26 protein-coding genes are annotated in these 25,868 nt (G+C 72.0%); 11 read left to right on the top strand and 15 right to left on the bottom strand.

Annotated elements, in window-relative coordinates; translation table 11 throughout:
• Positions 1-95: 95 nt before the first annotated feature.
• Positions 96-830: an alpha/beta hydrolase gene (locus tag ABZ562_RS03510; RefSeq protein ID WP_361473436.1), complete on the bottom strand. Its 735-nt coding sequence runs from the start codon at positions 828-830 to the stop codon at positions 96-98.
• Between the two features lie 132 nt (positions 831-962).
• On the opposite strand from ABZ562_RS03510, the gene ABZ562_RS03505 reads away from it, so the two are divergent.
• Both ABZ562_RS03505 and ABZ562_RS03500 read left to right on the top strand, forming a co-directional pair.
• Positions 963-1,781: a helix-turn-helix transcriptional regulator gene (locus tag ABZ562_RS03505; RefSeq protein ID WP_361473434.1), complete on the top strand. Its 819-nt coding sequence runs from the start codon at positions 963-965 to the stop codon at positions 1,779-1,781.
• Between the two features lie 110 nt (positions 1,782-1,891).
• On the top strand, positions 1,892-2,086 hold the full coding sequence (locus ABZ562_RS03500) for a hypothetical protein (RefSeq protein WP_361473431.1): 195 nt from the start codon (positions 1,892-1,894) through the stop codon (positions 2,084-2,086).
• Between the two features lie 20 nt (positions 2,087-2,106).
• Here ABZ562_RS03500 and ABZ562_RS03495 read toward each other — a convergent pair whose 3' ends face one another.
• Entirely contained in the window at positions 2,107-2,448 is a 342-nt protein-coding gene (locus ABZ562_RS03495) for a helix-turn-helix domain-containing protein (protein ID WP_361473428.1), read from the bottom strand.
• Positions 2,449-2,544: 96 nt separating this feature from the next.
• On the opposite strand from ABZ562_RS03495, the gene ABZ562_RS03490 reads away from it, so the two are divergent.
• Positions 2,545-3,429, top strand: a complete 885-nt coding sequence (locus ABZ562_RS03490) for an NAD(P)-binding domain-containing protein (RefSeq protein ID WP_361473425.1) — start codon at positions 2,545-2,547, stop codon at positions 3,427-3,429.
• A gap of 12 nt (positions 3,430-3,441) precedes the next feature.
• On the opposite strand, the gene ABZ562_RS03485 is transcribed toward ABZ562_RS03490, so the two are convergent.
• On the bottom strand, positions 3,442-4,647 hold the full coding sequence (locus tag ABZ562_RS03485; RefSeq protein ID WP_361473422.1) for an acyltransferase: 1,206 nt from the start codon (positions 4,645-4,647) through the stop codon (positions 3,442-3,444).
• A 347-nt stretch (positions 4,648-4,994) separates the two neighbouring features.
• On the opposite strand from ABZ562_RS03485, the gene ABZ562_RS03480 reads away from it, so the two are divergent.
• Both ABZ562_RS03480 and ABZ562_RS03475 read left to right on the top strand, forming a co-directional pair.
• A complete protein-coding gene (locus ABZ562_RS03480; RefSeq protein WP_361473419.1) occupies positions 4,995-5,360 on the top strand; it encodes a DUF6247 family protein in 366 nt (121 codons plus the stop codon).
• Positions 5,361-5,536: 176 nt separating this feature from the next.
• Complete coding sequence (locus ABZ562_RS03475) at positions 5,537-6,232, top strand: DUF4142 domain-containing protein (RefSeq protein ID WP_361473416.1); 696 nt, start codon at positions 5,537-5,539, stop codon at positions 6,230-6,232.
• Between the two features lie 21 nt (positions 6,233-6,253).
• On the opposite strand, the gene ABZ562_RS03470 is transcribed toward ABZ562_RS03475, so the two are convergent.
• The 6 genes from ABZ562_RS03470 to ABZ562_RS03445 all read right to left on the bottom strand — a co-directional run bounded on the left by ABZ562_RS03470 (position 6,254) and on the right by ABZ562_RS03445 (position 12,418).
• Positions 6,254-7,273 (bottom strand): zinc-binding dehydrogenase, encoded by a 1,020-nt coding sequence (locus ABZ562_RS03470; protein WP_361473413.1) that lies wholly within the window; start codon positions 7,271-7,273, stop codon positions 6,254-6,256.
• A 115-nt stretch (positions 7,274-7,388) separates the two neighbouring features.
• Positions 7,389-7,886: a hypothetical protein gene (locus ABZ562_RS03465; RefSeq protein WP_361473410.1), complete on the bottom strand. Its 498-nt coding sequence runs from the start codon at positions 7,884-7,886 to the stop codon at positions 7,389-7,391.
• A 94-nt stretch (positions 7,887-7,980) separates the two neighbouring features.
• Positions 7,981-8,619: an MBL fold metallo-hydrolase gene (locus ABZ562_RS03460; RefSeq protein ID WP_361473407.1), complete on the bottom strand. Its 639-nt coding sequence runs from the start codon at positions 8,617-8,619 to the stop codon at positions 7,981-7,983.
• A gap of 23 nt (positions 8,620-8,642) precedes the next feature.
• On the bottom strand, positions 8,643-9,728 hold the full coding sequence (locus ABZ562_RS03455; protein WP_055546570.1) for an S-(hydroxymethyl)mycothiol dehydrogenase: 1,086 nt from the start codon (positions 9,726-9,728) through the stop codon (positions 8,643-8,645).
• A 120-nt stretch (positions 9,729-9,848) separates the two neighbouring features.
• Positions 9,849-11,468 (bottom strand): M4 family metallopeptidase, encoded by a 1,620-nt coding sequence (locus ABZ562_RS03450; RefSeq protein ID WP_361473404.1) that lies wholly within the window; start codon positions 11,466-11,468, stop codon positions 9,849-9,851.
• 374 nt (positions 11,469-11,842) lie between these two features.
• Positions 11,843-12,418 carry a TerD family protein gene (locus ABZ562_RS03445; protein WP_361473401.1) on the bottom strand — a complete coding sequence of 192 codons (576 nt, stop codon included), beginning with the start codon at positions 12,416-12,418 and terminating at the stop codon, positions 11,843-11,845.
• Between the two features lie 219 nt (positions 12,419-12,637).
• Between ABZ562_RS03445 and arfB the strand changes: the two genes are divergently transcribed.
• Positions 12,638-13,066: an alternative ribosome rescue aminoacyl-tRNA hydrolase ArfB gene (gene arfB / locus ABZ562_RS03440; protein WP_055546576.1), complete on the top strand. Its 429-nt coding sequence runs from the start codon at positions 12,638-12,640 to the stop codon at positions 13,064-13,066.
• Positions 13,067-13,156: 90 nt separating this feature from the next.
• On the opposite strand, the gene ABZ562_RS03435 is transcribed toward arfB, so the two are convergent.
• The gene (locus ABZ562_RS03435; protein WP_361473397.1) at positions 13,157-13,732 is read right to left on the bottom strand and encodes a flavin reductase family protein; all 576 of its coding nucleotides are present in this window, start codon (positions 13,730-13,732) and stop codon (positions 13,157-13,159) included.
• Positions 13,733-14,025: 293 nt separating this feature from the next.
• Between ABZ562_RS03435 and cdgB the strand changes: the two genes are divergently transcribed.
• Positions 14,026-15,717 (top strand): diguanylate cyclase CdgB, encoded by a 1,692-nt coding sequence (gene cdgB / locus ABZ562_RS03430; RefSeq protein WP_361473394.1) that lies wholly within the window; start codon positions 14,026-14,028, stop codon positions 15,715-15,717.
• A gap of 221 nt (positions 15,718-15,938) precedes the next feature.
• Positions 15,939-16,943, top strand: a complete 1,005-nt coding sequence (locus ABZ562_RS03425; RefSeq protein WP_361473391.1) for a carbohydrate-binding protein — start codon at positions 15,939-15,941, stop codon at positions 16,941-16,943.
• Positions 16,944-16,997: 54 nt separating this feature from the next.
• Here ABZ562_RS03425 and ABZ562_RS03420 read toward each other — a convergent pair whose 3' ends face one another.
• The 3 genes from ABZ562_RS03420 to ABZ562_RS03410 all read right to left on the bottom strand — a co-directional run bounded on the left by ABZ562_RS03420 (position 16,998) and on the right by ABZ562_RS03410 (position 20,449).
• On the bottom strand, positions 16,998-17,960 hold the full coding sequence (locus ABZ562_RS03420; protein ID WP_361473388.1) for a 1-phosphofructokinase family hexose kinase: 963 nt from the start codon (positions 17,958-17,960) through the stop codon (positions 16,998-17,000).
• Positions 17,961-18,215: 255 nt separating this feature from the next.
• Positions 18,216-19,379 carry an N-acetylglucosamine-6-phosphate deacetylase gene (nagA, locus tag ABZ562_RS03415; protein ID WP_361473386.1) on the bottom strand — a complete coding sequence of 388 codons (1,164 nt, stop codon included), beginning with the start codon at positions 19,377-19,379 and terminating at the stop codon, positions 18,216-18,218.
• The gene (locus ABZ562_RS03410; protein WP_361473383.1) at positions 19,379-20,449 is read right to left on the bottom strand and encodes an ROK family protein; all 1,071 of its coding nucleotides are present in this window, start codon (positions 20,447-20,449) and stop codon (positions 19,379-19,381) included. The genes nagA and ABZ562_RS03410 overlap by 1 nt, the downstream gene beginning before the upstream one ends.
• A 258-nt stretch (positions 20,450-20,707) precedes the next feature.
• On the opposite strand from ABZ562_RS03410, the gene ABZ562_RS03405 reads away from it, so the two are divergent.
• From ABZ562_RS03405 to otsB, 3 genes are all read left to right on the top strand, one after another.
• Positions 20,708-21,988 carry an extracellular solute-binding protein gene (locus ABZ562_RS03405; protein ID WP_361473380.1) on the top strand — a complete coding sequence of 427 codons (1,281 nt, stop codon included), beginning with the start codon at positions 20,708-20,710 and terminating at the stop codon, positions 21,986-21,988.
• Positions 21,985-22,218 carry a DUF3263 domain-containing protein gene (locus tag ABZ562_RS03400; protein ID WP_055546588.1) on the top strand — a complete coding sequence of 78 codons (234 nt, stop codon included), beginning with the start codon at positions 21,985-21,987 and terminating at the stop codon, positions 22,216-22,218. Before ABZ562_RS03405 ends, ABZ562_RS03400 begins: the two co-directional genes overlap by 4 nt.
• 84 nt (positions 22,219-22,302) lie before the next feature.
• Positions 22,303-23,142, top strand: coding sequence for a trehalose-phosphatase (gene otsB / locus ABZ562_RS03395; RefSeq protein ID WP_361473377.1), 840 nt, complete (start codon positions 22,303-22,305; stop codon positions 23,140-23,142).
• Positions 23,143-23,155: 13 nt separating this feature from the next.
• Here the strand turns inward: otsB and ABZ562_RS03390 are convergent, their stop codons facing one another.
• Entirely contained in the window at positions 23,156-24,619 is a 1,464-nt protein-coding gene (locus ABZ562_RS03390; protein WP_361473374.1) for a trehalose-6-phosphate synthase, read from the bottom strand.
• 158 nt (positions 24,620-24,777) lie between these two features.
• The gene (locus ABZ562_RS03385; protein WP_361473371.1) at positions 24,778-25,734 is read right to left on the bottom strand and encodes a glucosyl-3-phosphoglycerate synthase; all 957 of its coding nucleotides are present in this window, start codon (positions 25,732-25,734) and stop codon (positions 24,778-24,780) included.
• Between the last annotated feature and the right edge of the window lie 134 nt (positions 25,735-25,868).

Here is a 25,868-nt window from a genome sequence, read left to right as displayed (position 1 = left end):
GCTCATTGAGCCGCTGGTCGAGAGGTCCGCGCCCGTGACGCGTACGCTCGCCGACCGCGCCTTGGACGGGGGCGCGGTCAGCGGCGTTCTCGGCGCTACCGACGCCGGGCGAGCCTGAGCAGCAGCTCGGTCAGCTCTACCGGCATCGTGATCATGCAGTCGTGGCCGGTCGGCAGTTCCCACACCTGGGCCGGGGTGCCGTTGGGCTGTATCGGGGGGACCGGGCGCCGGGTGTAGCCTTCCGGCTTGCCGGCGACGCAGTGGATGTGTGTCCGGGGGATCGCGCGCGCGGCCGGGTTGTCCAGGCGGACCGGTTGCTGGAGGCAGCGCACGGGCTGATCCGAGAGCAGGGTACGCAGCCACGCCACGTCCGCCGGGTCGGTGACCCCGAACAGGCCCGCGGGTGGCGGCAGCTCGGGGAGTGGCGGGACCCGCCAGCCGCTGTCGGACGCGACGGCGAGGTCGATCAGGCCCTGGGTGACGGGCATGATGTCGGCCGCGCTCTCGCCGTCCTCCGGGACCATCGCGTCGAGGTAGACCAAGCGCGCGATCCGGTCCGGGAGCTGGTTGGCCACCGAGGAGATGACGAGCCCGGCGTAGCTGTGGCCGACGAGTATCACCTCGGTCAGGTCCTCCTCGGTGATCAGGCCGACGATGTCGTCGACATGTGTGTCGAGCCCTACCTCGGGGCCGAGCAGATGCGCCTTGTCGCCGTAGCCCGTCAGCGACGGCGTGAGCACCCGGTGGCCGGCCGATGTCAGCAGCGGAACCACCCGCTCCCAGCATCGGCCGCTGTGCCAGGCGCCGTGGATCAGTAGATACGTGGACATGGGCTGCTCCTCGCCGTGGATGTCCGGGTCGCTGATCAGGCTGGTGCCCGGGCTCCGGGCGGGCCAGGGTCCCCGTGGTCCTGGGGGTGACAGGGCCAGGCACTGCGCGAGAAGACGCATTACGGTCGGGGCATGACCGGCGAACCGAATCTGCTGGGCGACTACGTGCGTGCCCGCCGCGAGCTCGTCACCCCTGAACAGGCCGGTATCCCCGCCCTGGGGCCGCGGCGCGTGCCGGGGCTGCGCCGGGAAGAGGTCGCGATGCTCGCGGGCATCAGCGCCGACTACTACCTGCGCCTGGAGCAGGGCCGCGACCGCAACCCCTCCGTGCAGGTCCTGGAGTCCCTTGCCCGGGTACTGCTGCTCGACGACGACGCTACGGCGCATCTGTTGCGGCTGGGCGCCGGCAGGCCCCGTCGGCGTCGGGCCCGGCCGCCGGCGGAGGCCGTCCCTCCGGGCACCGCCAAGCTCGTCGCCACGCTCCCGCTGCCCGCGTACGTCGAGGGCCGCTGCTTCGACGTCCTCGCCGCCAACGCCCTGGCGACGGCGCTGTCACCGCGCCTCGTGGCGGGGGCCAACCGGCTGCGGGACCTGTTCCTCGACCCCGCCGAGCAGGCCCTCTATCCGGACTGGGAGAACGCCACCACGGGACTGGTCGCCGGTTTCCGCGAGTCCGTCGGCACCGACACGGACGACCCCCGGTTCATCGAGCTGGTCGGCGAACTCTCCCTCGCCAGCCCCCGCTTCAGCCGGCTCTGGGCCCGCCACGACGTGCACGTATGCGAAGGCGCGCCCATGCGCATCGACCACCCTCAGGTCGGTGGCCTGCTGCTCAACCGGGAGCGGCTGGGCATCGGTGGCGCGGATGGCCAGATGCTCGTCGTCCACCACCCGGACCCCGGCACCGACAGCGCGGAGAAGCTGGCGCTCCTGGCTTCCTCCATCCAGTAACGGGTACCGACCGGTTGACGGCGGACGTATGGTGGAGGGGAAACGCATCAACGCCCCGCCCCGAAGCGTGAGTTGGGCGGGCCGAGCGGGGGAAGAAAGGTGCGTGCCCGATGACGATCGGGCTCCTCTCCACGATCGTTGCCGTCTTCTACGGGGCCACGATCTCGATTCTCGCTCTCACCGCGACCTTCGCGCGGCGCCGCTCGCTGCGGCGTGAAGCGCGCAGCACCCTTGCCGTCCTGGTGCCGGGGAGGGCGGTGGAGCCGCAGCAAGCGGATGGCGCGGCGGTGGGCCCGGGCAGCTGAGGGCCACGGAGAAGCCGGAGTCAGTCGTGGCGGGCGCCGTCGAGGATGTTCTCGCGGCCCCAGGCGCCGAGGGGGGCCAGGGCCTCGTTGAGCGAGGTGCCGAGCGCGGTCAGCGAGTACTCGACGCGCGGCGGCACCTCGTCGTAGACCTCGCGGTGCACGATGCCGTCCAGCTCCAGTTCCCGTAGCTGGTCGGTGAGGACCTTCTCGGTCACCCCGGGCAGCCCTCTGCGCAGCTCGCCGAAGCGGTGCGGGCGGACCTCGAGGGCCCAGAGGATCAGGACCTTCCACTTGCCGCCGATCACGTCCATCGCCGCGTCGATCCCGCATTCGTACGAGCCCGGCCGCCGCGTGGTCCGCATGCCCAACCCCTCCACCTCGTCGCTCACCCCAGAGTAACCACCCACTCCACAGTGGGTACTTGAGTATCCCAGCGCCCAGCGACGAGCCTGAGCCGCATGAGAGATGACGGAAAGAAGATCACCGTGCTCGGACTCGGCGCGATGGGCGCCGCGATCGCTCGGGCGTGGCTGGGCGCGGGGTACGAGGTGACGGTGTGGAACCGCACCGCGAGCCGTGCCGAGCCGCTTGCCGCCGAGGGGGCGGCGGTCGCGGCGACGGCCCGCGAGGCGGTGGACGCGGGTGGGCTGGTGGTCGTCTGCCTGCTCGATGACGATTCGGTCGAGGTCGTGCTCGACGGTGCCGAGCTGAGGGGCAAGGACCTGGTCAACATCACCACGAGCACCCCCGGCCAGGCCCGTGAGCGAGCCGCGTGGGTGGAGGGACGCGGCGCCCGCTATCTGGACGGCGGGATCATGGCCGTCCCGCCGATGATCGGGGTCCCGGATTCCGGCGCGTACGTCTTCTACAGCGGGTCGTCGGAGCTGTTCGCGGCGCACCGCGACGCGCTGGCCGTCCCGGCGGCCACCCGGTACGTCGGCGTGGACCCCGGCTCGGCCGCTCTGCACGACGTGGCGCTGCTGAGCGCCATGACCGGCATGTTCGCCGGGGTGTCGCACGCCTTCGCGCTGATGCGCGAAGGCGCCAGGGGGACGGAGGCCGCCCCGCGGGAGTTCGCGGCGCTGCTCATCGAGTGGCTCACCGCCATGGCCCCGTACGCGAACGGGGTCGCCACGCACCTGGAGACCGGCGACTACACCCTCGGCGTGACGTCGAACCTCGCCATGATGGTGGAGGGCAACGGCACACTGCTGCGCACCGCCGAGGAGCAGGGCGTGAGCCCGGAGCTGCTGAGCCCGTTCATGGCGCTGATGGAACGCCGTCTCGCCGCGGGACACGGCGACGAGGGGACGACCGGGGTGATCGACCTGCTGCTTCGCTGAGACGGAAGCGGGTCAGGCCGCGCGGCCGAAGGAGCGGAGTCTGGTGAAGGAGGACTCCAGCCCGCGCTTCAGCAGCCGCGCCGCCGGGCGTTCCACGAAGCGGTGCACCAGCCAGCTCAGGCCCAGGAAGCCGGAGATGACGAGGGCGAGGAGCAGGCGGGGGTCCATGGTGTCGTGCAGGCGGTTGAGCAGGGACACGCCGGCGACGTAGTGCATCAGGTAGAGCGGGTAGGTCAGGCAGCCCGCGGTGACCAGCCACTTCCAGCGGATGCGGTCGGTGAAGCCGAGGGCGACGGCCACCATGACGAGCAGGAAGACGGTGAAGATCAGGACGGAGCCGCGCCAGCTGGAGACGTCTTCGAACGCGACCCGCATCGCCAGTTCGCGCTGGCCCATCAGCCACGCCATGGCGAGGATGCCCCAGAGCAGTAGGTCCTGGCCGAAGCGGTGCATGAGGTAGAGGGCGAGGCCCGCGATGAAGTACCAGGCGCCGCTGGGGTCGGCCGCCAGGACCAGCAGCGGGAACTTGGACACGGGGGCGAGCATCGCGGCCGCGCCCCATACGCAGCAGAAGACGACGACCCTGCGGTAGGTCAGGCCCATGGCGACCACGACCATGAAGAGCAGGTAGAAGCGCAGCTCCGACCAGAGGGTCCAGTAGACGAGGTCGACGTCGGGCACGTCGGAACCCGACTGCAGCATGGTGAAGTTGAGCAGGATGTCCCGCCCCGGCGGCCGGTCCCATACGCCCGGCAGGACGATCATGGAGACCGTGGTGAAGGCCACGCCGACCCAGTACGCCGGGTAGAGGCGGATCACGCGGGAGACGAAGAAGTCCTTCGGCGTGCGGCCCCAGCACGACATGCAGATGACGAAGCCGCTGATCACGAAGAAGATCTCCACGCCGATCCAGCCGAAGGACGCGAAGTGGAACAGCGTGGGCATGATCTCGGACGCGGGGCGGCCCCAGATCGCGTTGCCCGGCTGGTTGGCCCGGTTGGTGCCCGCGTAGTGGTGCAGGGCCACCATGAGCGCGGCGACCAGGCGGATGCCGTCGACGACGTACAGCCGGGGCCGGGCCCGCCCGACGGTGGCCACCTTTCGCGTCGGGGCCGTCCGCGGTGGGGAGTCGCTGCCGGTGCGCCCGGCCACGGCGGTCCCACCGCGTCCGGGCGAGTCGACGGCCGGGGGAAGCGGCTGCTGAAACCTGACCTGCATCAGACCTGCGTCATCCTCACGAGGGGGAACCGACGGAACCTCGGGCTCAACGGCCACGGGCGGCTCACGCTACGGCCGTCGAAGCCCGCCCAGCCCGGACAGACGGCGGCAATTCGGATGGCGCGGAGCCGTCGTTCCAGAAACCCTCGTGGATGCGCCGCGCAGTGTTCGCCGACGTTTCATCCGCCCAGCGGTTCGCGAGGCGGACAAAGGTCGTCCGGGGCGTTCAATTTCCGCTTCCGGGGCGAGGGGAAACGATCAATAGAGGTCAGAGGCGTGTGGCGGATGGGACGCGGGCGTAGGCTCGCGAACGGCGATCGCTTGATGGTGTGTCAGGAGATTTGGTGATGACCGAGCAGTCCTCCTCCGCCCAGGACGGGCCCCTGATCCCGATGCCGGTCCTCACCCCCTCGGCCCTGCGGGCGGCGGTCGCCCAGATCGCGCCCGGGGAGCTGCCGACCTTCGTCGAGCATCTGGACCGGGCCGTCGAGCAGGCCGCGCGGAACGGCACGATCTCTCCGCTGCGTACCTTCCTCCAGTGGTGGGGCGAGTTCGTCGCGATTCAGCGGTATCCGGCCCGGGCCGCGCGGCTGCGGGAGCTGGAGGCCGTGGCGGAGGAGGCGACCAACCGGGAGGCGCTGGGGTCGGCGCTGGCCGAGATGCGGCAGATCATGGACGCGGCGCACCGGGAGACGCCCGCGGTGGGGCGATAGCCGCCTCGCGCATGGCCGAGGGGTGTCGGCCATGGCGCCCCCCTGGGGGCGTGGGGAGTGTAGGGGGAAGCCGGGCGCGGTGTGGGTGCCTTTGTGCACTCCTGACGAACGCAGTTTTTTGCAGCAGGCAAAGTTTAGTGTTTCGCGTACTCCAGCACCCCCCACCAGGAGGCACGATGACGACTCACGGGCGTGGCAGCCGCGCAGCATCGAACCGCAGCCGCATGATGGCCGGCGGTGTCGCCCTGGCGGCGGTGGTCGCGGGGGCGGGGATCTGGGTCTCCCAGGCGGATGACGGGGGGAGCCAGTCGGTGACGGACAGCGGCATGCCGTCCGCGCACGGTGGGGCCGGGGCCGGGGCGGCCGCCGCGTCGGGGGCGGAGGCCGCCAACTCCGGGCCGATGAGCGAGCTGGACAAAACGTTCCTGGTCAAGGTCCGGCAGGCCGGGCTGTGGGAGATCCCGGCCGGGCGGATGGCGCAGACCCAGGCGTCGAGCGAGGCGATCAAGCGGGCCGGGACGCATCTGCTCGACGGGCACAGCAAGCTCGACCAGCTGGTGCGGGAGGACGCGAAGGCGCTGTCGTCGCCCATACCGGACGAGGCCTCGGCCGAACAGCAGGAATGGGTCGAGCAGTTGAAGGCCGCCGACGGCGAGAAGTTCGACCAGCTCTTCGTGGATCTGCTGCGCGCCTCGCACGGGAAGATCTTCATCACCATCGGCGAGGTCCGCGCCGCCACCAAGAACCATCTGATCCGGCGGCTGGCCCAGGTGACCAACGACACCGTGATGGACCACATGACGGTGCTGGAGGACACCGGGCTGGTGACGGACGCGGTGCTGGACGACGTCGGGGCCAGCGTGCCGAAGTAGGGCCCCGGTGAGCCGCTCGGCTCAGGGGATCAGTACCACCTTCCCCATCGTCGCCCGCGTCTCCAGCGCGCGGTGCGCCTCGGCCGCCTCGGCGAGGGGGAAGCGGTGTACGGAGGGTACGAGGCGGCCGGCCGCCGCCTCCGCGAGCGAGCGCTCCTCCAGAGTGCGCATGGGGTCCGGACCGCCCGCCTTCTCCAGCATCGGGGGGCCGAGGACGGACCGCGAGGTGATGCCGCGCGCCGCCAGTTCCGCCTCGGTGAACTCCAGCGGTCCGCCGCCGTGCGGGCCGCCCGACGACCAGCCGAAGACGAGATGGCGGCCGCCGGGAGCGAGCAGGTCCACGGCCGCGCGGCCCGGTTCGCCGCCCACCCCGTCGAACAGGACGGTGGCGGGACGGTCCGCGTCAAGCGCGGTGCCGAGCGCGGTGCGTACGTGCCGCGGCCAGGCCGGGTCGTCGTAGTCCACGGCGAGATCCGCGCCCAGTTCGCGCACGCGCGCCAGCTTCGCCGGGCCGCCCGCGAGCCCCACGACGGTGGCGCCCGCGTGCTTCGCGTACTGGACCAGGAGCTGGCCGACGCCGCCCGCCGCCGAGGTCACCAGGACCACGTCGCCGGCCGTCAGCTCGGCGAACTGCAGGATGCCCATGGCCGTGCGCCCGGTACCGATCATGGCGACGGCCTGGGCCGCGTCCAGTGCTTCCGGTATGGCGTGCAGCTTGGCGGCATGCGTGACGGCCAGTTCGGCGTAGCCGCCGGGGACCATGCCGAGGTGGGCGACGACGCGTCTGCCGAGCCACGCCGGGTCGGTGCCCTCGCCCAGGGCGTCCACGGTGCCCGCGACCTCGCGGCCGGGGATGGTGGGCAGCTCCGGGGCGGCGTGGACGGCGGTGTTCAGGCCCTCGCGCAGCGCGGTGTCCAGCAGATGCACCCCGGCGGCGGCGACCGCGACGCGCACCTGGCCGGGGCCGGGCTCGGGGTCGTCGGTCCGCTCGTACGTCAGGTTCGCGGCGGGGCCGAAGGCGTGCAGGCGTACGGCGTGCATGGTGTCTCCCGGAGGCTTGAGGCGCACCGTGCGGTGGTGGTGCGCGGCATGCCGTCAGCCTCCGACTTCAACCTTGGTTCAGGTCAAGGGGTTCGTGGGGCAGGGGCGCGGGGGCTCAGACGCGGGGGAAGCGGGCTTGAAGGTCCCAGATCGCCGGGTTGTCGCCCAGCCCCTCGTGCATGTCGACGAGGTCGGCGATCAGGTCCTGGAGGAAGTCGCGGGCCTCGCGGCGCAGCGCGGAGTGCTGGAAGGTCAGCGGCGCCTCTTCGAGCGGTACCCAGTCGGCGGTGATGTCCACCCAGCCGAAGCGGCGCTCGAAGAGCATGCGGTCGGCGGATTCGGTGAAGTCCAGCTCCTCGTGGATGCGGCGGGCGGACCGGCTGCCGCGCGGGTCGCGGTCCAGCCGTTCCACGATGTCGCACAGGGCCCACGCGAAGTCGAGCACCGGAACCCATCCCCAGGCTGTGGACAGTTCGCGGTCGGCCACGGTGTCGGCGAGATAGACGTCGCCGCAGAACAGGTCGTGGCGCAGTGCGTGGGTGTCCGCGCTCCGGTAGTCCGTCTGCGGCGGGTCCGGGAAGCGGCGGGAGAGGGAGTAGCCCAGGTCGATCACGGGGTTGATGGTGTCATGCGGGGCCTGGCCGTTACGGCGGCAGGGGCGCCCGGGTGGTGGGGCCGGGCGCCCTCGGCGACGTCGTCTCGTTGCCTCAGTGGCCGCGCGCGATCCACTCCTCCAGGTGCGGCGCCTCGTCCGCGATCAGGGTCGGGTCGCCGTGCCCGGTGCGGACGACGGTCTGGGGCGGCAGGGCGAACAGCCGCTCCCGGATGGACTCGATGATCGTGTCGAACGAGGAGTACGAGCGCCCGGTGGCGCCCGGCCCGCCCTGGAAGAGGGTGTCCCCGGAGAACACGGTGGTCAGGGCGGGGGCGTGCAGGCAGACCGCGCCGGGGGAGTGGCCGGGGGTGTGCAGGACGCGCAGCTGCGCACCGCCGACGGTGAGCACGTCGCCGTCGGCCAGCGGCTTGTCCGGGGCGCGGTCGGGGTGGCGCATCCGCCACAGCACCTCGTCGTCCGGGTGCAGCAGGATCGGGGCGCCGGTGCGGTCGGCGACGTCCGGGGCCGCGTCGATGTGGTCGTCGTGGCCGTGCGTACAGATGACGCCGAGCAGCCGGCGGTCGCCGATGGCCTCGACGATCGCGTCCGCGTCGTGGGCGGCGTCGATGACGTACACCTCGTGGTCGTCGCCGATGAGCCAGACGTTGTTGTCGACGTCCCAGGTGCCGCCGTCCAGCGAGAAGGTGCCGGAGGTGACCAGATGGTCGATGCGTACGGGCGGAGGGGTCATCGCGGAGTCACCACCAGGGATCATCAGAGCATCACCACCGAGCGCAGGACGTCGCCTCGGTGCATCTTGTCGAACGCCGCCTCGATGTCGTCGAGCCCGATGGTCTCGCTGACGAAGGCGTCCAGGTCGAGCCGTCCCTGCTGGTAGAGGTCGATCAGCAGGGGGAAGTCGCGGGAGGGCAGGCAGTCCCCGTACCAGGAGGACTTGAGGGCGCCGCCGCGTCCGAAGACGTCGATCAGCGGCAGTTCCAGCTTCATCTCCGGGGTGGGCACGCCGACCAGGACGACGGTCCCGGCCAGGTCGCGGGCGTAGAACGCCTGCTGGTACGTCTCGGGGCGGCCGACGGCCTCGATCACCACGTCCGCGCCGTTGCCGTCGGTCAGTTCGCGGACGGCCTCGACGACGTCGGCGGTCTTGCCGTTGATGGTGTGGGTGGCGCCGAGGGAGCGGGCCTGCTCCAGCTTCCGGTCGTCCACGTCCACCGCGATGATCTTCGCGGCGCCGGCGAGCCGGGACCCGGCGATCGCGGCGCCGCCGACTCCGCCGCAGCCGATGACCGCGACCGCGTCGCCGCGCCCGACGTTGCCGGTGTTGATGGCGGCGCCGATGCCGGCCATCACTCCGCAGCCGAGCAGCCCGGCGGCGGCCGGGGAGGCGGCGGGGTCGACCTTGGTGCACTGGCCCGCCGCGACGAGCGTCTTCTCGGCGAACGCGCCGATGCCGAGGGCGGGGGTCAGGGCGGTGCCGTCGGTGAGCGTCATGGGCTGGGACGCGTTGTGGGTGGCGAAGCAGTACCAGGGGCGGCCGCGGCGGCAGGCCCGGCACTGGCCGCACACCGCACGCCAGTTGAGGATGACGTAGTCGCCGGGGGCCACCTCGGTGACGCCGTCGCCGACGGACTCCACGACGCCCGCCGCCTCGTGCCCGAGGAGGAACGGGAAGTCGTCGTTGATGCCGCCTTCCCGGTAGTGCAGATCGGTGTGGCAGACGCCGCACGCCTGGACCTTCACCACCGCCTCGCCGGGGCCGGGGTCCGGCACCACGATCGTCTCGATGCGGACCCGTTCGCCTTTGCCGGGGGCCACCACGCCGCGTACGTGTTGAGTCATGGAAGCAGCGTAAGGGCCGATCAGCGGCTACGACAGGAACTCAGGGCGACCGCATGAGACGCGCATCGGGCCGCACCGGAATCACCGGTGCGGCCCGTTCCGCTTACTTCGCGTCGTACATCACTTCACGTTGATCGCGGTCCAGGCGGCGGCCACCGTGTTGTACTCGGTGCTGCTCGCCCCGTAGAGGTCGCGCGCGGCGTTGAGGGTGGCGGTGCGGGCCTGCGCGTACTTGCTGGTGGAGGTCAGGTACGTGGTCAGGGCCTTGTACCAGATCTTGATGGCCTTGTCCCGGCCGATGCCGGTGATCGTCGAGCCGTCGTACGTCGGGCTGTTGTAGCTCACGCCGTTGATGGTCTTCGCGCCGCTGCCCTCGGACAGCAGGTAGAAGAAGTGGTTGGCGGGCCCGGAGGAGTAGTGGACGTCGACGTTGCCGAGCGTCGAGGACCAGTAGTCCTTGGACGCGCCGTCCTTGCTCGGCTTGTCCTGGTAGCGCAGCGGGGTGCCGTCACCGTTGATGTTGATCTTCTCGCCGATGAGGTAGTCACCGGGGTCGGAGGAGTTGCCCGAGTAGAACTCCACCGCGGTGGCCATGATGTCCGAGGTGGCCTCGTTGAGGCCGCCGGACTCGCCGCTGTAGTTGAGGTTGGCGGTGGCGGCGGTGACGCCGTGGGACATCTCGTGGCCCGCCACGTCCATCGAGGTGAGCGGGTTGGAGTTGCCGGAGCCGTCGCCGTAGGTCATGCAGAAGCAGGAGTCCTGCCAGAAGGCGTTCACATAGCTGTTGCCATAGTGGACGCGGGAGTACGAGCCCACGCCGTTGTTCTTGATGCCGTTGCGGCCCAGGACGTTCTTGTAGAAGTCCCAGGTCTCGGCCGCGCCGTAGTGCGCGTCCACCCCGGCGGTCTGGCGGCCGCCGCCCCAGACGTCATCGGCGTCGGTGTAGAGCGTGCCGGTGCCCGACGACCCCTGGTTGAGGTCGTAGGTCTTGTGGTTGCCGCGGGTGGAGTCGGTGAGGCTGTACGTGGAACCGCTCTTGGTGGTGCCGAGGGTGACCGTGCCGCTGTACTTGCTGGTTCCGGTGCCGGTCTCGACGGCCTCGTTCTCGGCCAGCTTCTTGCCGGTGGCGGCGTCGGTGATGACGTGCAGCTCGCTGGGCGTGCCGTCCTTCTGGGTGCCGGTGACGACGGTCTCCCAGGCGAGGACGGGCTTGCCCGACTCGGCCCAGACCACCTTGCGCGGCGCCTTGGCCTTCTCGCCGGAGTCGGACGCGGTCGCGGCCTTCAGCGCCGCCTTGGAGGCGGCGGAGGCGGACACCGCGGCGTCCGTGCCGGGCACGGTTATCGTCGCGCTGGTCGCCTTGGTGACGGTGCGCGCGCCACTGGGCTTCTCGTGGACGACCAGGTCGCCGCCGAGGACGGGCAGCCCGTCGTAGGTGCGCTCGTAGCGGGTGTGCACGGTGCCGTCGGCGTCCTTGATGACGTCGCGGACGAGGAGCTTCTCCTTGGCCCCGAGCCCCAGGTGGTCGGCCTGGGCGGAGGCATCGGCCTGCGCCGCCTTGATGGAGGCGGTGCGCTCCGCGGGGGACAGCTGCAGCGCGGTCGCGCCTGCCTCGCGGGAGTTGTCCGGCTGGGCGGTGGCCGAGCCGGTCTGGACGCCGATGACGACCATGGCGGCGGAGGCGACGAACGCTGCCGCGCGGATGGCCTGCTTGCGGGGGGAGGAAGCGTGAGGTCTCACTCGGTCTCCTTGCTGAGGGGCCGCGGGATCGCGGCCCTGCGTAGGGGGTGCGGACAGCCGTGGGTGGACTGCCCGGTCGAGCAGGAGTGGTGCGTGAGGTGCCAAATGCAAACCAGGGCTACCGCGGAGTCAGGAGCGACGCGCGGCGAGCCGAGCAGAGATTGTCATCGAACGATCTGTTCTGACAGGTGCGTAACAAGAATTTGACCGTTCGTTATTCAAGCAGGGCAAATTTCGGTCAGTCAGGCATGGCGTGGCAATGCCCGGTTGATGCGTACGTGTCCGCAAATACGGCGAGGGCCGCCCCCTGGGGTGGGGGCGGCCCTCGCCGCGTGAAGCGCTGGGAACGCTGGGAACCCTGCGCGCTGGGAACCTCAGACGTTGACGCCGAAGTCCTGCGCGATGCCGACCAGGCCCGAGGCGTAGCCCTGGCCGACGGCGCGGAACTTCCACTCGGCGCCGTTGCGGTACAGCTCGCCGAAGACCATGGCGGTCTCGGTGGCGGCGTCCTCGCTCAGGTCGTAGCGGGCGATCTCGGTGCCGCCGGCCTGGTTGACGATGCGGATGAACGCGTTCCGCACCTGGCCGAAGTTCTGGCTGCGGGACTCGGCGTCGTAGATCGAGACCGGGAAGACGATCTTGTCGATGTCGGCGGGCAGACCCGCCAGGTTGACGTTGATCTGCTCGTCGTCGCCCTCGCCCTGACCGGTGACGTTGTCACCGGTGTGGACGATGGTCTGGTCCGGGGTGGCCTTGTTGTTGAAGAACACGAAGTGCTGGTCGGAGTAGACCTTGCCGTTCGCGTTCACGGCGATGGCGCTCGCGTCCAGGTCGAAATCGGTGCCCGTGGTGGTGCGGACGTCCCAGCCGAGGCCGACCGTGACGGCGGTCAGGCCCGGTGCCTCCTTGGTGAGCGAGACGTTGCCGCCCTTGGACAGGCTTACAGCCATGGGGAGTCCCTTTCGTGGTCTCGATGGTTCGAGTCGGCGGGCTTCGTCCTCAAGGCTCCGGGCGAAGCCGCCGTCACCCTCCACAACGCCATCAGGGCACCGGCAGGTTCCAGATACCTTTACTTTCTTTGCCAAACTCTGATGGGGGTCCGTGGGCCCCGTCCCGCGCTCCGCCAAAACGGGATGACGGCGCGGGGGTCGGCGGGTGACCATGGAGCCATGTCCGGGCCCTATGTCATCCGTGGTGCGGTCTCCCTGCCGGAGGCCGAGCTGATGTGGCGTTTCTCCCGGTCGTCCGGGCCCGGCGGACAGCACGTCAACACCAGTGACACCTCCGTCGAGCTGCGCTTCGACCTGGCCGCCACCGACGCGCTGCCGCCCGTATGGAAGGAGCGCGCGCTGCGGCGGCTGGCCGGGCGGCTGGCCGACGGGGTGCTCACCGTACGGGCGTCCGAGCACCGTTCCCAGTGGCGCAACCGCGAGACGGCCGCCGTCCGGCTCGCCTCGCTGCTCGCGGAGGCGAGCGCGCCGCCGCCCAAGCCGCGCCGCCCGACCCGGATCCCGCGCGGCATCAACGAGCGCCGGCTGCGGGAGAAGAAGAAGCGGAGCGACACCAAGCGCGGTCGCTCGGGACGCGGCTGGGACTGAGGGGACGGGGACGGTTCCCCCTGTTCGAGGAGGCGAAGGCGCGAGGGCGTCGTAGCGCGAGGGCGCGGTAGCCCCAGAGCGCGGCAGCGGCTATTCGAGGGTGCGGTAGCGGCCGCGGAAGTACGTCAGCGGGCCGCCCTCCGTGCTCGGCGTCGCCGCCGCCAGCACCCGGCCGATCACCAGGGTGTGGTCCCCGGCCGGCACCCGCTGCTCGGTGCGGCACTCGATCGTCGCCAGCGCCCCGGACACCAGCGGAGCGCCGGACTCCGCGCCGCGCGTCACGGCCATGTCCGCGAACAACAGCCTGTCGCTGATGCGCCCCTTCATGGCGAATCGTCCCGCTGTGGTCCGCTGACTCTCCGACAGGACCGACACCGCCCAGAGCGGCTGTCGTTCGAGCAGCTCGTCCAGCCGGGAGCCGTTGCGAACGCTCACCATCGCGAGCGGCGGGTCAAGTGACACCGACATGAACGCGGTGGCCGTCATGCCGACGTCCTCACCGCTCGGCCCCTCTTCCGGGTCGTGCGCCGTCACCAGCACCACGCCCGCCGCGAGTCGCGACAGGGCGGCGCGGAAGTCGTCCTCACTCACCCCACCAGCATGCGGGACGGCGGGCCCGGCCGGGGTCGGGGCGGGGGCGGGGGCGGAAGGCGTCGTCTGGAACACGTTCTCCACGCTAGTCAGGTCCGGCCGCCCTCCGCATCGGGCCGCCGGACCAGTCCGGACGTAGGTCTGCGGCCGTAGGCGGCCCGCTTGCGGAATTTGCTTTCAGAAAAAAGAGGAGCGCTCCCATGCGGTTCTGACGGGGCGCGAACACGGTCTGTGACATGAGTCACAGCAGCCGGTAATTGTTGACCCTGTGTACCGGGTGGGCAGCTCGCTGTGATTCAGTGGCCGTTGGCAATCGGACGACAAAGGAAGCCAGGAGTTGCTGTCGAGGTCTCGGGGGAGTGCGAGCGATGGAGGCCGAGTCGGAGCCCTATATCCGCCTTGCGACCCTGCGGCAGCTGCATCAGGTGGTCGCCGACCTGAACACCGCGCGCAGCCTCGCCGACACCGTGCAGACCGTCGCCGACGGCGTCATAGCCGGGCTCGGCTACGAGCTGTCGGCCGTCAATCTGGTCCGTCCGGACGGTGACCTCGTGGTCGCCGCCGTGGGCGGCAGCGCGGGCGCCGAGGCGCTGATGGCCGGGCGGGTCGGCTCCCGCGCCTCCTGGGACCGCCGGCTGTCGATGGGCGACCGCTGGGGCGATCTGCGCTTCATCCCGCACACCGAGGGCTGGGTCCTCGACGACGACGACGTGCCGCAGTGGCACACCACCGGCCCCGAGCCCCGCTTCGCCGACGAGTGGCACTCCAGGGACCGCCTGTTCGCCCCCCTGCACGCGGCGGGCGCCTCCGGCGGCGAGCTGATCGGGGTCCTCTCCGTCGACAAGCCGCGCAACGGGCGCCGCCCCGGCGCATGGGGGCGCGAGGCGCTGCAGATGTACGCCTTCCACGCCGCCATCGCGATCGGCAACGCCCGGCTGCGCGGCAACATGCAGCGCGCCCTGCTGCGCCTGGAGCGCGAGCAGCAGGCCCTCCGGGCCAGTGAGGAATCCTTCCGGCAGGCGTTCGAATACGCGCCCAGCGGCATGGCCATCGCCGAGATGGGCGGCGACCAGAACGGCCATCTGCTGCGCACCAACGACGCCCTCTGCCGCCTGCTGGGCCGCCCCGCCTCGGCGATGCGCCGCTACTCCTTCGCCGACCTCGTCCACCCCGAGGACATCGGCACCCTGCTGCGCACCTCCCACGAGGGCGGCCGCTCCGAGCTGCGGCTCGCCCGCCGCGACGGCACGTACGTCTGGGTGTCGCTGCGCAACTCGGTGGTCGCCGACGCCGCCGACGGCCCGCGCTTCCTGCTCACCCACGTCGAGGACATCGAGGAGCGCAAGCGCCATGAGCTGGCCCTCGCCCACCGCGCCAGCCATGACTCGCTGACCGGCCTGCCCAACAGCGCCGAGCTGCGCGCCCGCCTCGGCAGCAGGCTGTGCGCCCATCCGCCGCCGGGGGGCCGGGCGGAGTTCGCCGACGGGCCGCGACCCGCGGACGGCGGTGAGGGGGCGGCGTCCGCCGCCGACGGCTTCCCGCGCGGCTTCGACCAGTACGAGAGCTTCGGCTCCCGGCCCCCGCTCGCCGCGGGCGGCGTCCAGTTCGACCACCATGTGCACACCTTCGCGCCCCATGAGGACGACGACGTCGACGACGGCCACAAGGGGCTCGCGGTCCTCTTCTGCGACCTCGACGGCTTCAAGTCGATCAACGACCGGTTCGGTCACCACGCGGGTGACGCGGTCCTCATCGAGGTCGCCCGCCGGCTCACCAGCGGGGTGCGGGACGGCGACACCGTCGCCCGGCTCGGCGGTGACGAGTTCGTCGTCCTCGCCGACGGCCTCGGCCGGGCGGACGCCCAGGACCTGGCCGTCCGGCTGCGCAACGCGATCCTGCCGCCCATCCGGGTCGACGGCCGTGCCGTGCGCGTGGGGGCCAGTTTCGGGATCGGCTGGGCGGGCTGCGGCATGTCGGCCGAGGAGGTTCTGCACTCCGCCGACCAGCGCATGTACGTCGAGAAGCGGGCCCGTTCGAAGGAGCGCAGACGGGCCGGGTGAGGTCCGTGCGGGGCGCGTCCGGGACGGGCGGGAGCCCGGCCCGCTCCGATCGAGGTACGCTGCGTCGATGCGGCCCTGCCGCCGACAGTGAACCGATCATGAATATTGGCCATCCGGATAGCCCACGCCCTGTTGAGGCCCTGTCGGCCCTGATATGAGCTGTCGTGGCGCGTACGCACACCTGAGCGCCGATGGCCATATGCATAGGGGAGTGACCAGGGATGACGGCCGGCAACAACGGCTCGGACACACCGGAGAACGACGACCCGTTCGCCTATCTGTACCGCTCGGAGGGCGATCAGGGCGGACAGGGTGGCCAGTCGGGTCAGCCGGGTTCCGCCCGTACCGGTGGGTACGGCTACCCGGGCCCGGCCGGTCGGCAGCAGCAGCCGGGGGTGCCCCGCACCTCGTACAACCACGTCCGCGCGGTCGGCGAGCGCAACTACGGCCAGCAGATCCCGAACCAGCAGCCGCAGGGTTACGGTCAGCAGGGTCAGCAGGGCTACGGTCAGCAGGGGTACGGCCAGCAGAACGCCCACTACGCCGCCCCCGAGACGCTGCCCGGCGGCAACGGCCCCCGCCAGTCCGCCGCCCCGCGCGGTGGCGGTGGCGGCCGGGGCCCCAACAACCGGGGGCTGCTGATCGGCGCCGTCGCCGTGGTGGCGGTGGTCGTCGTCGGCATCGGCGTCGCGATGCTCACCAATGGTGACGACAAGAAGGACCAGGGCGACCAGGCGGGCGGGAAGCCCACGGCGGCGTCCAGCGTCGAGCCCAGCGGCAAGCCGGAGTCCTCCAAGAAGCCCGCCGGGAAGCTGCCCAAGGAGGACGCGGCCAGCATGCAGCTCGGCGGCGGCGCCGCCCCGGCGAGCGACGTCAAGGGCGCCAAGGGCAAGGGCGGCACCTACGTCGGCGGCCTCAACAGCCCGGGCTCCTCGGCGACCTGGAACGTGGACGTCGACCGGGCCAAGGCGTACAAGCTGTACGTGCGCTACGGCGTGCCCGGCGAGGACCAGAGCCTGTCGCTGACGGTCAACGGCAAGAAGTCGGACCGGCCGATCAGCATGAAGAACTTCTCCAACGCGCCCAAGGGCGACTACGAGAAGGGCTGGACGTACTCGTGGTCCATCGTGCAGCTCAGCCAGGGCAGCAACACGATCACCCTGTCGTGCGGCGAGGGCGACAAGTGTGACGTCAACCTCGACCAGATGTGGCTGAAGAGGGACTGAGGCAGGGCTCAGCCAGGGCTGAGGCAGACCCGGCGGCGGGTCCGTCCCGCCGCCTCAGGCCGCCGTCGGGTGCTCGGTGACCTCGATCCGGTCCAGCAGCTCCGCGTAGAGCGCCCGGTCGAACTCGCCCGCCGCCGGTGCCCGTACGGCCGCCGCCGACAGGGCCACCGCGCGGGCGATCCGCTCGGGCCAGGGCACCTCGTCCACCAGCCCGGACAGCAGCCCCGCCACCGCCGCGTCCCCGGCGCCCGTCGGATTGCCCGTCAGGCGCTCCGGCGGGGCCGCCCGCCAGGCGCCCTGGGCGGTGATCGCGAGCAGCCCGTCCGCGCCGAGCGAGGCGGCCACGGCGCGCGCGCCGCGCCGCCGGGCGTCGCGCGCGGCGCGCAGCGGCTCGGTGGAGCCGGTGAGCCCGGCCAGCTCCTCGGCGTTGGGTTTGACGATGTCCGGGCGGGCGGCGACGCCGCGGCGCAGCGGTTCGCCGCTGGTGTCCAGCAGGGTGGGGACGCCCGCGGCCCGGGCCTCGCGGATGAGCTGGGCGTACGTACCTACGGGCACGCCGGGCGGGAGGCTGCCGCACAGGGCGACCGCCGAGGCCTCGGGCAGCAGCCGGGCGTAGGCGTCCATGAAGGCGGCCCATTCGGCGGCGGTGACGGCCGGTCCGGCCTCGTTGAGCTGGGTGGTGTCGCCCGACGTGGTGTCGACGACGCCGAGGGTGCGCCGGGTGGTACCGGCGATCGGCACCAGCGCGTCGGTGATCCGCCCGCCGCCGGTGCCCGCGTCCGGATCCGCTTCGGGCTCCGCGGCCAGCAGCTCACGGACCACCGTGCCGGTCACCCCTCCGGCGAATCCGGTGACGGCGGTGTGGTGGCCGAGGGCGGCGAGGACGCGCGCGACGTTGATGCCCTTGCCGCCGGGCCGCTCGGTGACCTCGGTCACGCGGTGGCTGGCGTGGGGACGCAGCCGAGGCACCCGGTAGGTGATGTCGAGGGCGGTGTTGAGCGTGACCGTCAGGATCACCCGGCATCTCCCTTCCCGTCCCCCCGCCGGACGGAGATTCCTGTGCTGAAGCGTGTGGCCGGGTGCCGAGCGGCGCCCCGCGCGTGAGCGATCATGCCAAAGGCGCGGCGCCCGGCCCACCCTTTTGGGGTGACCGGGACGCCCAATCATGGCGCGGAATCGGCCAATTCGGGGTCGACGGGGCACCAGCGAGCGGGAACGGCGGGTCCAGGGGGTGCCCTGTGGATCATGCCGGGCCTGATCCACAAGACACCCCTAGCCCGGGTCGACCACCCAGGTGCCGCGCCGCATGACGCCCCGCAGGTGGAAGTCGGCGTCGAGGACGACGAGGTCCGCGTCCTTGCCCGCCTCCAGCGCCCCCACCCGGTCCTCGAGGCCCAGCACCCTCGCGGGGGTCGTGGACAGCGCCCGGACCGCCTCGTCCACGCCGAGCCCGTCGACCGTGACGGCCCGCCGGAAGGCGTGGTCGAGGGTGAGGGTGGAGCCCGCGATGGACCCGGCCGTGGGGCCGTCGCTGATCCGCGCCACGCCGTTCTCGACCTCGACCTCCATCGGACCGAGCGCGTAGCTGCCGTCGCTCATGCCCGCCGCGCTCATCGCGTCGGTGATGAAGGCGACCCGGTCCGCGCCCGCGCGCCGGAAGGCCAGCTGGAGCACGGCGGGGTGCAGATGCGTCCCGTCGTTGATCAGCTCGACGGTGATCCGCTCGTCCTCCAGCAGCGCGGCCACCGGTCCTGGCTCGCGGTGCAGCAGCGACGGCATGGCGTTGAACAGGTGGGTCGCCACGGTCGCGCCCGCCTCCACGGCGTCCCGGGTCGCCTCGTACGTCGAGTCGGTGTGGCCGACTGCCGCCAGGACGCCGCTGTCGGCCAGCAGCGCCACGGACTCAAGACCGCCCGGCAGCTCGGGCGCGAGCGTCATCATGCGCGCGGTGCCGCGCGCCGCGTCGAGGAGCTTGCGCACGTCCGCCGGGTCGGGGTCGCGCAGCAGCGACGGCTGGTGGGCGCCGCAGCGGTGCGGGGAGATGAACGGGCCCTCGAAGTGGATGCCCGCCAGCTCGCCCTCCTCGGCCAGCTCGGAGAGCACCGCGGCCTGCCGGGCGAGGTCGTCGAGGTCGCCGGTGACGGTGGAGGCGAGCATCGTGGTGGTGCCGTGCGCGCGGTGGGTCCGGATGACGGTCAGCGCCTCCTCGGCGGTGCCCGTGGAGAACGAGGCGCCGCCGCCGCCGTGGAGGTGCAGGTCGACGAAGCCGGGGACGATCCAGCAGCCGGACAGATCCCGTACGGCGTCGCCCGCGTCCGCCGGCGCCCCGGCGGCCGTCCCGGCGATGCGGGTGCCCTCGACCGTCAGCCGTCCGTCGGTGACCACGCCGGTCGGCAGCACCACCCGGGCGCCTGTGAGAACCGTTCGCTGGACCATCAGCCGGATACCTCCGTGGACTGCGCGGACCGCGCGTGGGGAGAGGGGGACGTGGAGGACTGCTCGGGGTGTGACGTCTGTTCCGGGTGTGACGTCTGCTCGGTCTGTGACGTCTGCTCGGTCTGTGACGTCTGCTCGGGGTGCGGCGACGGCGTGGCGATGAGATCCCAGGCGAGCAGTCCCGCGCCCAGGCAGCCGGCGGCGTCACCGAGGGCCGCGGGGACGACGCGGGGGAGCTTCTGGAAGGTGATCCGCTCCTCGACCGCCGCGCGCAGCGGGGTGAGCAGCGTCTCCCCGGCCTCGGCGAGCCCGCCGCCGATGATCAGCAGCTCGGGGTCCAGCAGGGTGAGGGCGGTCACCAGGCCGTCGGCGAGGGCGCCGGTCGCCTCGTGCCACACCACTGCCGCCCGCGGGTCGCCGGACTCGACGGCCTTGGCGCAGTCGGCCGCGTCCGCGCCGGGCCCGCCGCCGGCCGCCGCCCAGGCGCGGCCCACCGCGGCGGCCGAGGCCAGCGTCTCCAGGCAGCCGGACTGGCCGCAGGCGCACGGGGCCCCGCCGGGCCGTACGACGATGTGGCCGATCTCGCCGGAGTCGCCGTGGGCCCCCGGTTCGAGGCGGCCCTCGATGCCGATGGCGCCCGCGATCCCGGTGCCCACCGACACGAACAGGAACCGGTCGGCGCCCCGGCCCGCCCCCAGCCGCCCCTCGGCCAGGCCGCCGGTCCGTACGTCGTGCCCGAGGGCGACCGGGACGCCGCTCAGCCGCTCGGACAGCAGCGCGCGCAGCGGTACGTCGCGCCAGCCGAGGTTGGTGGCGAAGACGGCGACGCCGCGGTCGTGGTCCAGCAGGCCGGGCACGCCGATCCCGGCGGCCGCGGCGGGTTCGCCGAACCGCCGCTCGCCGATGGCGCGCAGCTCGGCGGCGAAGTCGAGGATCGCGGCGACGACGGCCTCGGGCCCGTGCTCCCGCCCGGTGGGCCGCCTAGCCTCGTGCAGGAGTGTGCGGTCCGCCCCGACCAGGGCGGCCTTCATGCCGGTGCCGCCCACATCGAGGGCGATGACGTGTTTCACGGGGACAGTCTCCCGCGATCCACCATGAGAGGTCTAGTCCACTCGCCGGGAGGTTCTCGCGTGCGGGTAAGCGAGTTGTGACGACGTGACACATCACACGTCGGGGTGTGCGATACGTCTGACCTGGTAAGGAGAGGTCCGATACCGAAGCGATACGCCCATGGTGTAGACCTTGTGGAGGTTTGCAAGGCAGACTCGCTCGACCTTCGCGAGAAGCACCCGCGGAGGATGAATCAAGCCATAGGGTGGGAAAAGGCAGTGCAGCGGCGACGGTTCTTGAGTCTGACGACGGCTGGGGCCGCGACGGCGGTGGCGTTGCCCACGCTGTCGGCGTGCGGCAGTGACAGCTCCGGATCGGACGGGAACGTCCTGAAGGTGATCGCGGCGGACTACGGCGACAACGCCGAGAACACCTCCCAGAAGTACTGGGACAAGCTGGCCCGGGCCTTCGAGGCCAAGAACAGCGGCATCACGGTCGACGCCAAGGTCTACAGCTGGACCGAAGTCGACAAGAAGGTCGCCGACATGGTCAAGGACGGTGACAGCCCGGACATCGCGCAGATCGGCGCGTACGCCGACTACGCCGCCGCGGGCAAGCTCTACCGCGCCGACCAGATGCTCTCCATCCCCACCCAGGCCTCCTTCATCACCTCGATCGCCCAGGCGGGCGAGGTCAGCCGGGTGCAGTACGGGCTGCCCTTCGTCTCCAGCGCCCGGCTGCTCTTCTACAACAAGAAGCTGTTCGACAACGCGGGCATATCCTCCGCCCCCACCAGCTGGGCGGAGTTGAAGGACGCGGCGCGGCAGCTCAAGTCGGCCGGGGTGAAGATCCCGTACGGGCTTCCGCTCGGCCCCGAGGAGTCGCAGGCCGAGACCCTGATGTGGATGCTCGGCGGCGGGGGCGGCTACACCGACTCCAACGGCAGCTACACCATCGACTCCACCGCCAACATCGAGACGTTCGAATGGCTGCGGGACGAGCTGGTCGGCGAGGGCCTGACCGGGCCGCGCTCCCCGGGCCGCACCAACCGCCAGGACGTCTTCGACGCCTTCACCCGCGGCGAGGTCGGCATGCTCAACGGCCACCCCACCCTCATGCAGCAGGCGTCCGGCCACGACATCGACTACGCTACCGCCCCGCTGCCCGGCCGCAACGGCAAGTCGTCCTCGACGATGGGCGTCGCCGACTGGCTGATGGCCTTCAAGGCGAACGGCAAGCGCAAGCAGATCGGCGACTTCCTCGACTTCCTCTACCAGGACAAGAACGTACTGGACTTCGCCGACCAGTACGACCTGCTGCCGGTCACCACGTCCGTCTCCGCGACGATGCGCCACGAGAAGGAGCACAAGAAGCTGTGGCGCTTCCTCGACCAGATGGACCGGGCCCAGTTCTACCCGGCGGACAAGACCTCCTGGGCGACCATCAGCAAGATGATCAAGGAGAAGATCGGCTCGACGGTGGACAGCGGCGGCGACCCGGCGAGCGTCCTGGGCGAGATCCAGCGCGCGGCGGACGCCATGGAGACGGCCAAGCCGTGACCGCCGAGGAACTCTCCGAACAGGACCTGGCCGTGCTCGCCGTGGAGCGCGGCGGCTGGCCGGGGCCTGGCGCCAAGGAGCGGGCCATACGGGAACGGCTCGGCATCACCCCGACCCGCTACTACCAGCTGCTCAACGCCCTGCTGGACGACCCGCGCGCGCTGGAGCACGACCCGGTGACGGTCAACCGGCTGCGCCGCCTGCGCGACGAGCGGCGCGAACGCCGCTGAGGGTCGCTCATATCGGTGTCCCCGGGTGGCCGACGCCGGTCGCCGCTACGGATGCCGGTGGACGGGGGCGGGTAGGGTCGCCGCATGGGCAGCCACCCCCTTCCCGTACCCGTCACCGCCGCCGGCCGCGAGGGCCTTGCCGCCCTCCTGGACCGGCCCGACCGGGCCGTCGTCGGTGTCGACTTCGACGGCACCCTCGCCGACATCGTGCCCGACCCCGACCAGGCCCGCGCCCACCCCGGCGCCGTCCCGGCCCTCTCCGCGCTCGGCCCCCGACTGCGCTCCCTCGCGGTGATCACCGGCCGCCCGGCCGAGGTCGCCGTGCGCTACGGCGGCTTCGCGGACAGCGGCGCCCCGGCCAACCTCGTCGTCCTCGGCCTCTACGGCGCCGAGCGCTGGGACGCGTCCAGCCGTACCGTCCGCGCCCCCGAACCCCACCCGGGCATCGCCGCCGTCCGGTCCGAACTGCCGGGCGTGCTGGAGGCGAACGGTGCCTGGCAGGGCACCTGGACCGAGGACAAGGGCCGTGCCGTCGCCGTCCACACCCGCCGCACCGAGGACCCCCAGGCCGCATTCGACCAGCTCCGCGCCCCGCTGCACGCGCTGGCCGAGCGCCACGGCCTGATCGTCGAACCGGGCCGGCTCGTCCTGGAACTGCGCCCGCCGGGCATGGACAAGGGCGTCGCGCTGCGGGAGTACGTCCGCGAGACGTCCGCGGGCGCGGTGCTCTACGCGGGCGACGACCTCGGCGACCTGGCCGCGTTCGCCGCCGTGGAGCGGCTGCGGAAGGAAGGGGTGCCGGGGCTGCTGGTGTGCAGCGGCAGCACGGAGGTGACCGAGCTGGCCGAGCGCGCGGACGTGGTGGTCGACGGCCCGGCCGGGGTGGTGGCCCTGCTGGAGGCGCTGGCCGGGGCGATCGGCTGAGGGCCCCCGGGCCTTACCCCTCTTGCAGCGCTCGCAGCTGCGCCAGGAACCAGTCGCGGGGCGGCAGCGCCGTCGCCGCTGCGGCCAGGTGCTTGGTGCGGTCCGCCCGCTCGTCCTCCGGCGTCCGCAGCGCCTCGTCCAGCGCCCGCGCCGTGCCCTCCACGTCGTACGGGTTCACCACGACCGCGTCCGCGCCCAGCTCCTCGTACGCCCCCGCCTCCCGCGACAGCACCAGCGCGCAGCCCCGCTCGGAGACGACCGGCACCTCCTTGGCGACCAGGTTCATCCCGTCCCGGATCGGGTTGACGAGCGCCACGTCGGCCAGCCGGTAGGCGGCCAGGGAGCGGGCGAAGTCGTCCTTCACATGGAGCGCGACCGGCTGCCAGCCCTCCGTCCCGTACTCCGCGTTGATCTCCTCGGCGAGCACCCGCACCCGCTCGGTGTAGTCGCGGTAGACGGCGAGGTCCTGGCGGGACGGATAGGCGAAGGCAACGTGGACGACGCGCTCGCGCCACTCGGGGCGGGTCTCCAGCAGGCGGCGGTAGGCCAGCAGCCCGCGCACGATGTTCTTCGACAGCTCCGTGCGATCCACCCGGACGATCGTCTTCCGGCCGGGGCCGATCTGCTCGCGCAGCGCCGCCAGCCGCTCGTCGACATCGGCCGCCCGCGACCGCTCCCGCAGGAAGTCCGCGTCGGCGCCGAGGCCGTGCACCCCGAGCCGGGTCTCCCGGCCCTCGAAGCGCACGGCGGTCGCGGAGCCGTCCGTCCCCCGGACGACCTCCGCGCCCAGCACCGCCGCACAGCAGTCGGCGAACGCGGCGGCCCAGCGCCCGGTGAGGAAGGCGGCGCGGTCGCCGCCGAGGATGCCGCGCAGCACGCCCGCCGCGACATCGTCCGGCAGCAGCCGGTAGTAGTCCGGGGGTGCCCAGGGCGTGTGCGAGAAGTGGCCGATCCGCAGATCGGGGCGGCGCGCCCGCAGCAGCCCGGGGACCAGCGCCAAGTGGTAGTCCTGCACCAGCACGACCGCGCCCTCGGCCGCCTCCTGGGCGAGCGCGTCGGCGAACGCCGCGTTGTACGTCTCGTACGCCGCCCACTGGGCGCGGAACTCCGCGTCGAAGACCGGCTCGACGGGGGTCTGGTAGAGCAGGTGGTGGACGAACCACAGCACCGAGTTCGCGACGCCGTTGTACGCCGCGGCGAACACGTCCGGCGCGATGTCGAGCATCCGCACCTGCTGCCCGCCGGTGTGGTCCGGGTCGAGGTGCCCGGCCCCGGCGCGGCGCGCCGCCTCGCGGTCGCCGTCGCCGAGGGCGGCGCACACCCATACGGCACCGGCGTCGGGCCCGATCGCGCTCAGCCCGGAGACCAGCCCGCCGCCCCCGCGCTTGGGGACGAGCGAACCGTCCTGGTCCAGCGCGTACGAGACCGGGCCGCGGTTGGACGCGACGAGGATCGGTGCGCTGCGTTCAACGGCCATGTCGCGAGCCTAGCCATCGGGCACCGTGCGCAAACGTACGTACGGTTTCTTCTGCCCGGGAGGGTTACGGCGCCCGCGTCGGGCTGTGCGTCCGGGGGAGGTGTTCGTGCGGTTTCTTCTGCCCGGGAGGTTACGGCGCCTTCTTGTGCCCCTGAGCGTTACGCGACGCTGTGCCGCCCGCGCTCCGCGTACTCCGGGATCTCGACCATCGGCGGCCGCTCCTCCGTGTCGACCGCCGTCGTGCGCGGCTCGAAGCCGTTCTCGCCGCGCTCGAACTGCGTCAGCCGCGGCCGCACCAGATGGCCGCGGGCCAGCCGCAGCTGGGCGGTGCGGTAGATCGCGGCGGCCATCCTGCCGAGCGCCTTGCCGTCCTGGTGGCGGTGCTTGCGCACGCCGATGTCGACCTGGGCGAGGGCGTCGAGCCCGACCGTGTGCAGCGCGTCGACGAGCAGGCCCAGCTCGACCCCGTACCCGACGGGGAACGGCAGCCGCTCCAGCAGCGAGCGCCGGGCCGCGTACTCGCCGCCCAGCGGCTGGACGAACCCGGCCAGCCGCGGCCAGTGCAGGTTCAGCAGCGGCCGGGCGACCAGCTCGGTGACCCGTCCGCCCTGGCCGGCGGTGTCGCGCAGCGGACGGTCGTACATGCCCTTGACCAGCTGCACCCCGGGGTCGGTGAGCAGTGGCCCGACGATCCCGGAGACGAAGCGGGCGTCGAATTCGCGCAGGTCGGCGTCGATGAAGCAGACGATGTCGCCGCTGGTCGCCAGCAGCGAACGCCACAGCACCTCGCCCTTGCCGGGCAGCGCGGGCAGCCGGGGCAGCAGCGTGTCGCGGTGCACCACGGTCGCCCCGGCCGCGGCGGCGACCTCGGCGGTGCGGTCCGTGGAGCCGGAGTCCAGCACCAGCAGCTCGTCGACGAGCGGCATGTCCTCGGTCATCAGCTCGCGGCGGATCGCGGCGACGATCTCGCCGACGGTCGCCTCCTCGTTCAGCGCGGGCAGCACCACGCTGACGCTGGTCGCCGTGTGGCGCTTCGCGGCCAGCAGGTGGTCCAGCGGACGGTCGTCGGCCGACCAGGAGCGGTGCTCCAGCCAGCGCTCCACCTCATCCAGCACCTGTTTCGTCTCCCTGCTGTGATCGCTTGCCGTGATCGTTGTGATCCATCTCGCGGTTCGGACGGCTGGCTCAACCCTCCGGGCCGTCGGTTACAGTCTTGAACAGCGCACATGACCTTCGTATGTCGGGGGCA

The organism is Streptomyces sp. NPDC019937 (assembly GCF_040631655.1).
GTDB lineage: Bacteria > Actinomycetota > Actinomycetes > Streptomycetales > Streptomycetaceae > Streptomyces.
The sequence above is the reverse complement of the archived record's forward strand: the minus strand, read 5'-3'. Positions and strand labels throughout refer to the sequence as shown.

Bases quoted from the DNA above. Each gene is read 5' to 3' on its own strand.
- ABZ562_RS03475 (WP_361473416.1), top strand. From the start codon at position 5,537: ATGACGACTCACGGGCGTGGCAGCCGCGCAGCATCGAACCGCAGCCGC.
- nagA (WP_361473386.1), bottom strand. From the start codon at position 19,379: ATGGTCCAGCGAACGGTTCTCACAGGCGCCCGGGTGGTGCTGCCGACC.
- cdgB (WP_361473394.1), top strand. From the start codon at position 14,026: ATGGAGGCCGAGTCGGAGCCCTATATCCGCCTTGCGACCCTGCGGCAG.
- arfB (WP_055546576.1), top strand. From the start codon at position 12,638: ATGTCCGGGCCCTATGTCATCCGTGGTGCGGTCTCCCTGCCGGAGGCC.
- ABZ562_RS03460 (WP_361473407.1), bottom strand. From the start codon at position 8,619: ATGACCCCTCCGCCCGTACGCATCGACCATCTGGTCACCTCCGGCACC.
- ABZ562_RS03495 (WP_361473428.1), bottom strand. From the start codon at position 2,448: ATGCGGACCACGCGGCGGCCGGGCTCGTACGAATGCGGGATCGACGCG.
- ABZ562_RS03490 (WP_361473425.1), top strand. From the start codon at position 2,545: ATGAGAGATGACGGAAAGAAGATCACCGTGCTCGGACTCGGCGCGATG.
- ABZ562_RS03485 (WP_361473422.1), bottom strand. From the start codon at position 4,647: ATGCAGGTCAGGTTTCAGCAGCCGCTTCCCCCGGCCGTCGACTCGCCC.
- otsB (WP_361473377.1), top strand. From the start codon at position 22,303: ATGGGCAGCCACCCCCTTCCCGTACCCGTCACCGCCGCCGGCCGCGAG.
- ABZ562_RS03425 (WP_361473391.1), top strand. From the start codon at position 15,939: ATGACGGCCGGCAACAACGGCTCGGACACACCGGAGAACGACGACCCG.
- ABZ562_RS03510 (WP_361473436.1), bottom strand. From the start codon at position 830: ATGTCCACGTATCTACTGATCCACGGCGCCTGGCACAGCGGCCGATGC.
- ABZ562_RS03500 (WP_361473431.1), top strand. From the start codon at position 1,892: ATGACGATCGGGCTCCTCTCCACGATCGTTGCCGTCTTCTACGGGGCC.
- ABZ562_RS03455 (WP_055546570.1), bottom strand. From the start codon at position 9,728: ATGACTCAACACGTACGCGGCGTGGTGGCCCCCGGCAAAGGCGAACGG.
- ABZ562_RS03505 (WP_361473434.1), top strand. From the start codon at position 963: ATGACCGGCGAACCGAATCTGCTGGGCGACTACGTGCGTGCCCGCCGC.
- ABZ562_RS03470 (WP_361473413.1), bottom strand. From the start codon at position 7,273: ATGCACGCCGTACGCCTGCACGCCTTCGGCCCCGCCGCGAACCTGACG.
- ABZ562_RS03480 (WP_361473419.1), top strand. From the start codon at position 4,995: ATGACCGAGCAGTCCTCCTCCGCCCAGGACGGGCCCCTGATCCCGATG.
- ABZ562_RS03390 (WP_361473374.1), bottom strand. From the start codon at position 24,619: ATGGCCGTTGAACGCAGCGCACCGATCCTCGTCGCGTCCAACCGCGGC.
- ABZ562_RS03445 (WP_361473401.1), bottom strand. From the start codon at position 12,418: ATGGCTGTAAGCCTGTCCAAGGGCGGCAACGTCTCGCTCACCAAGGAG.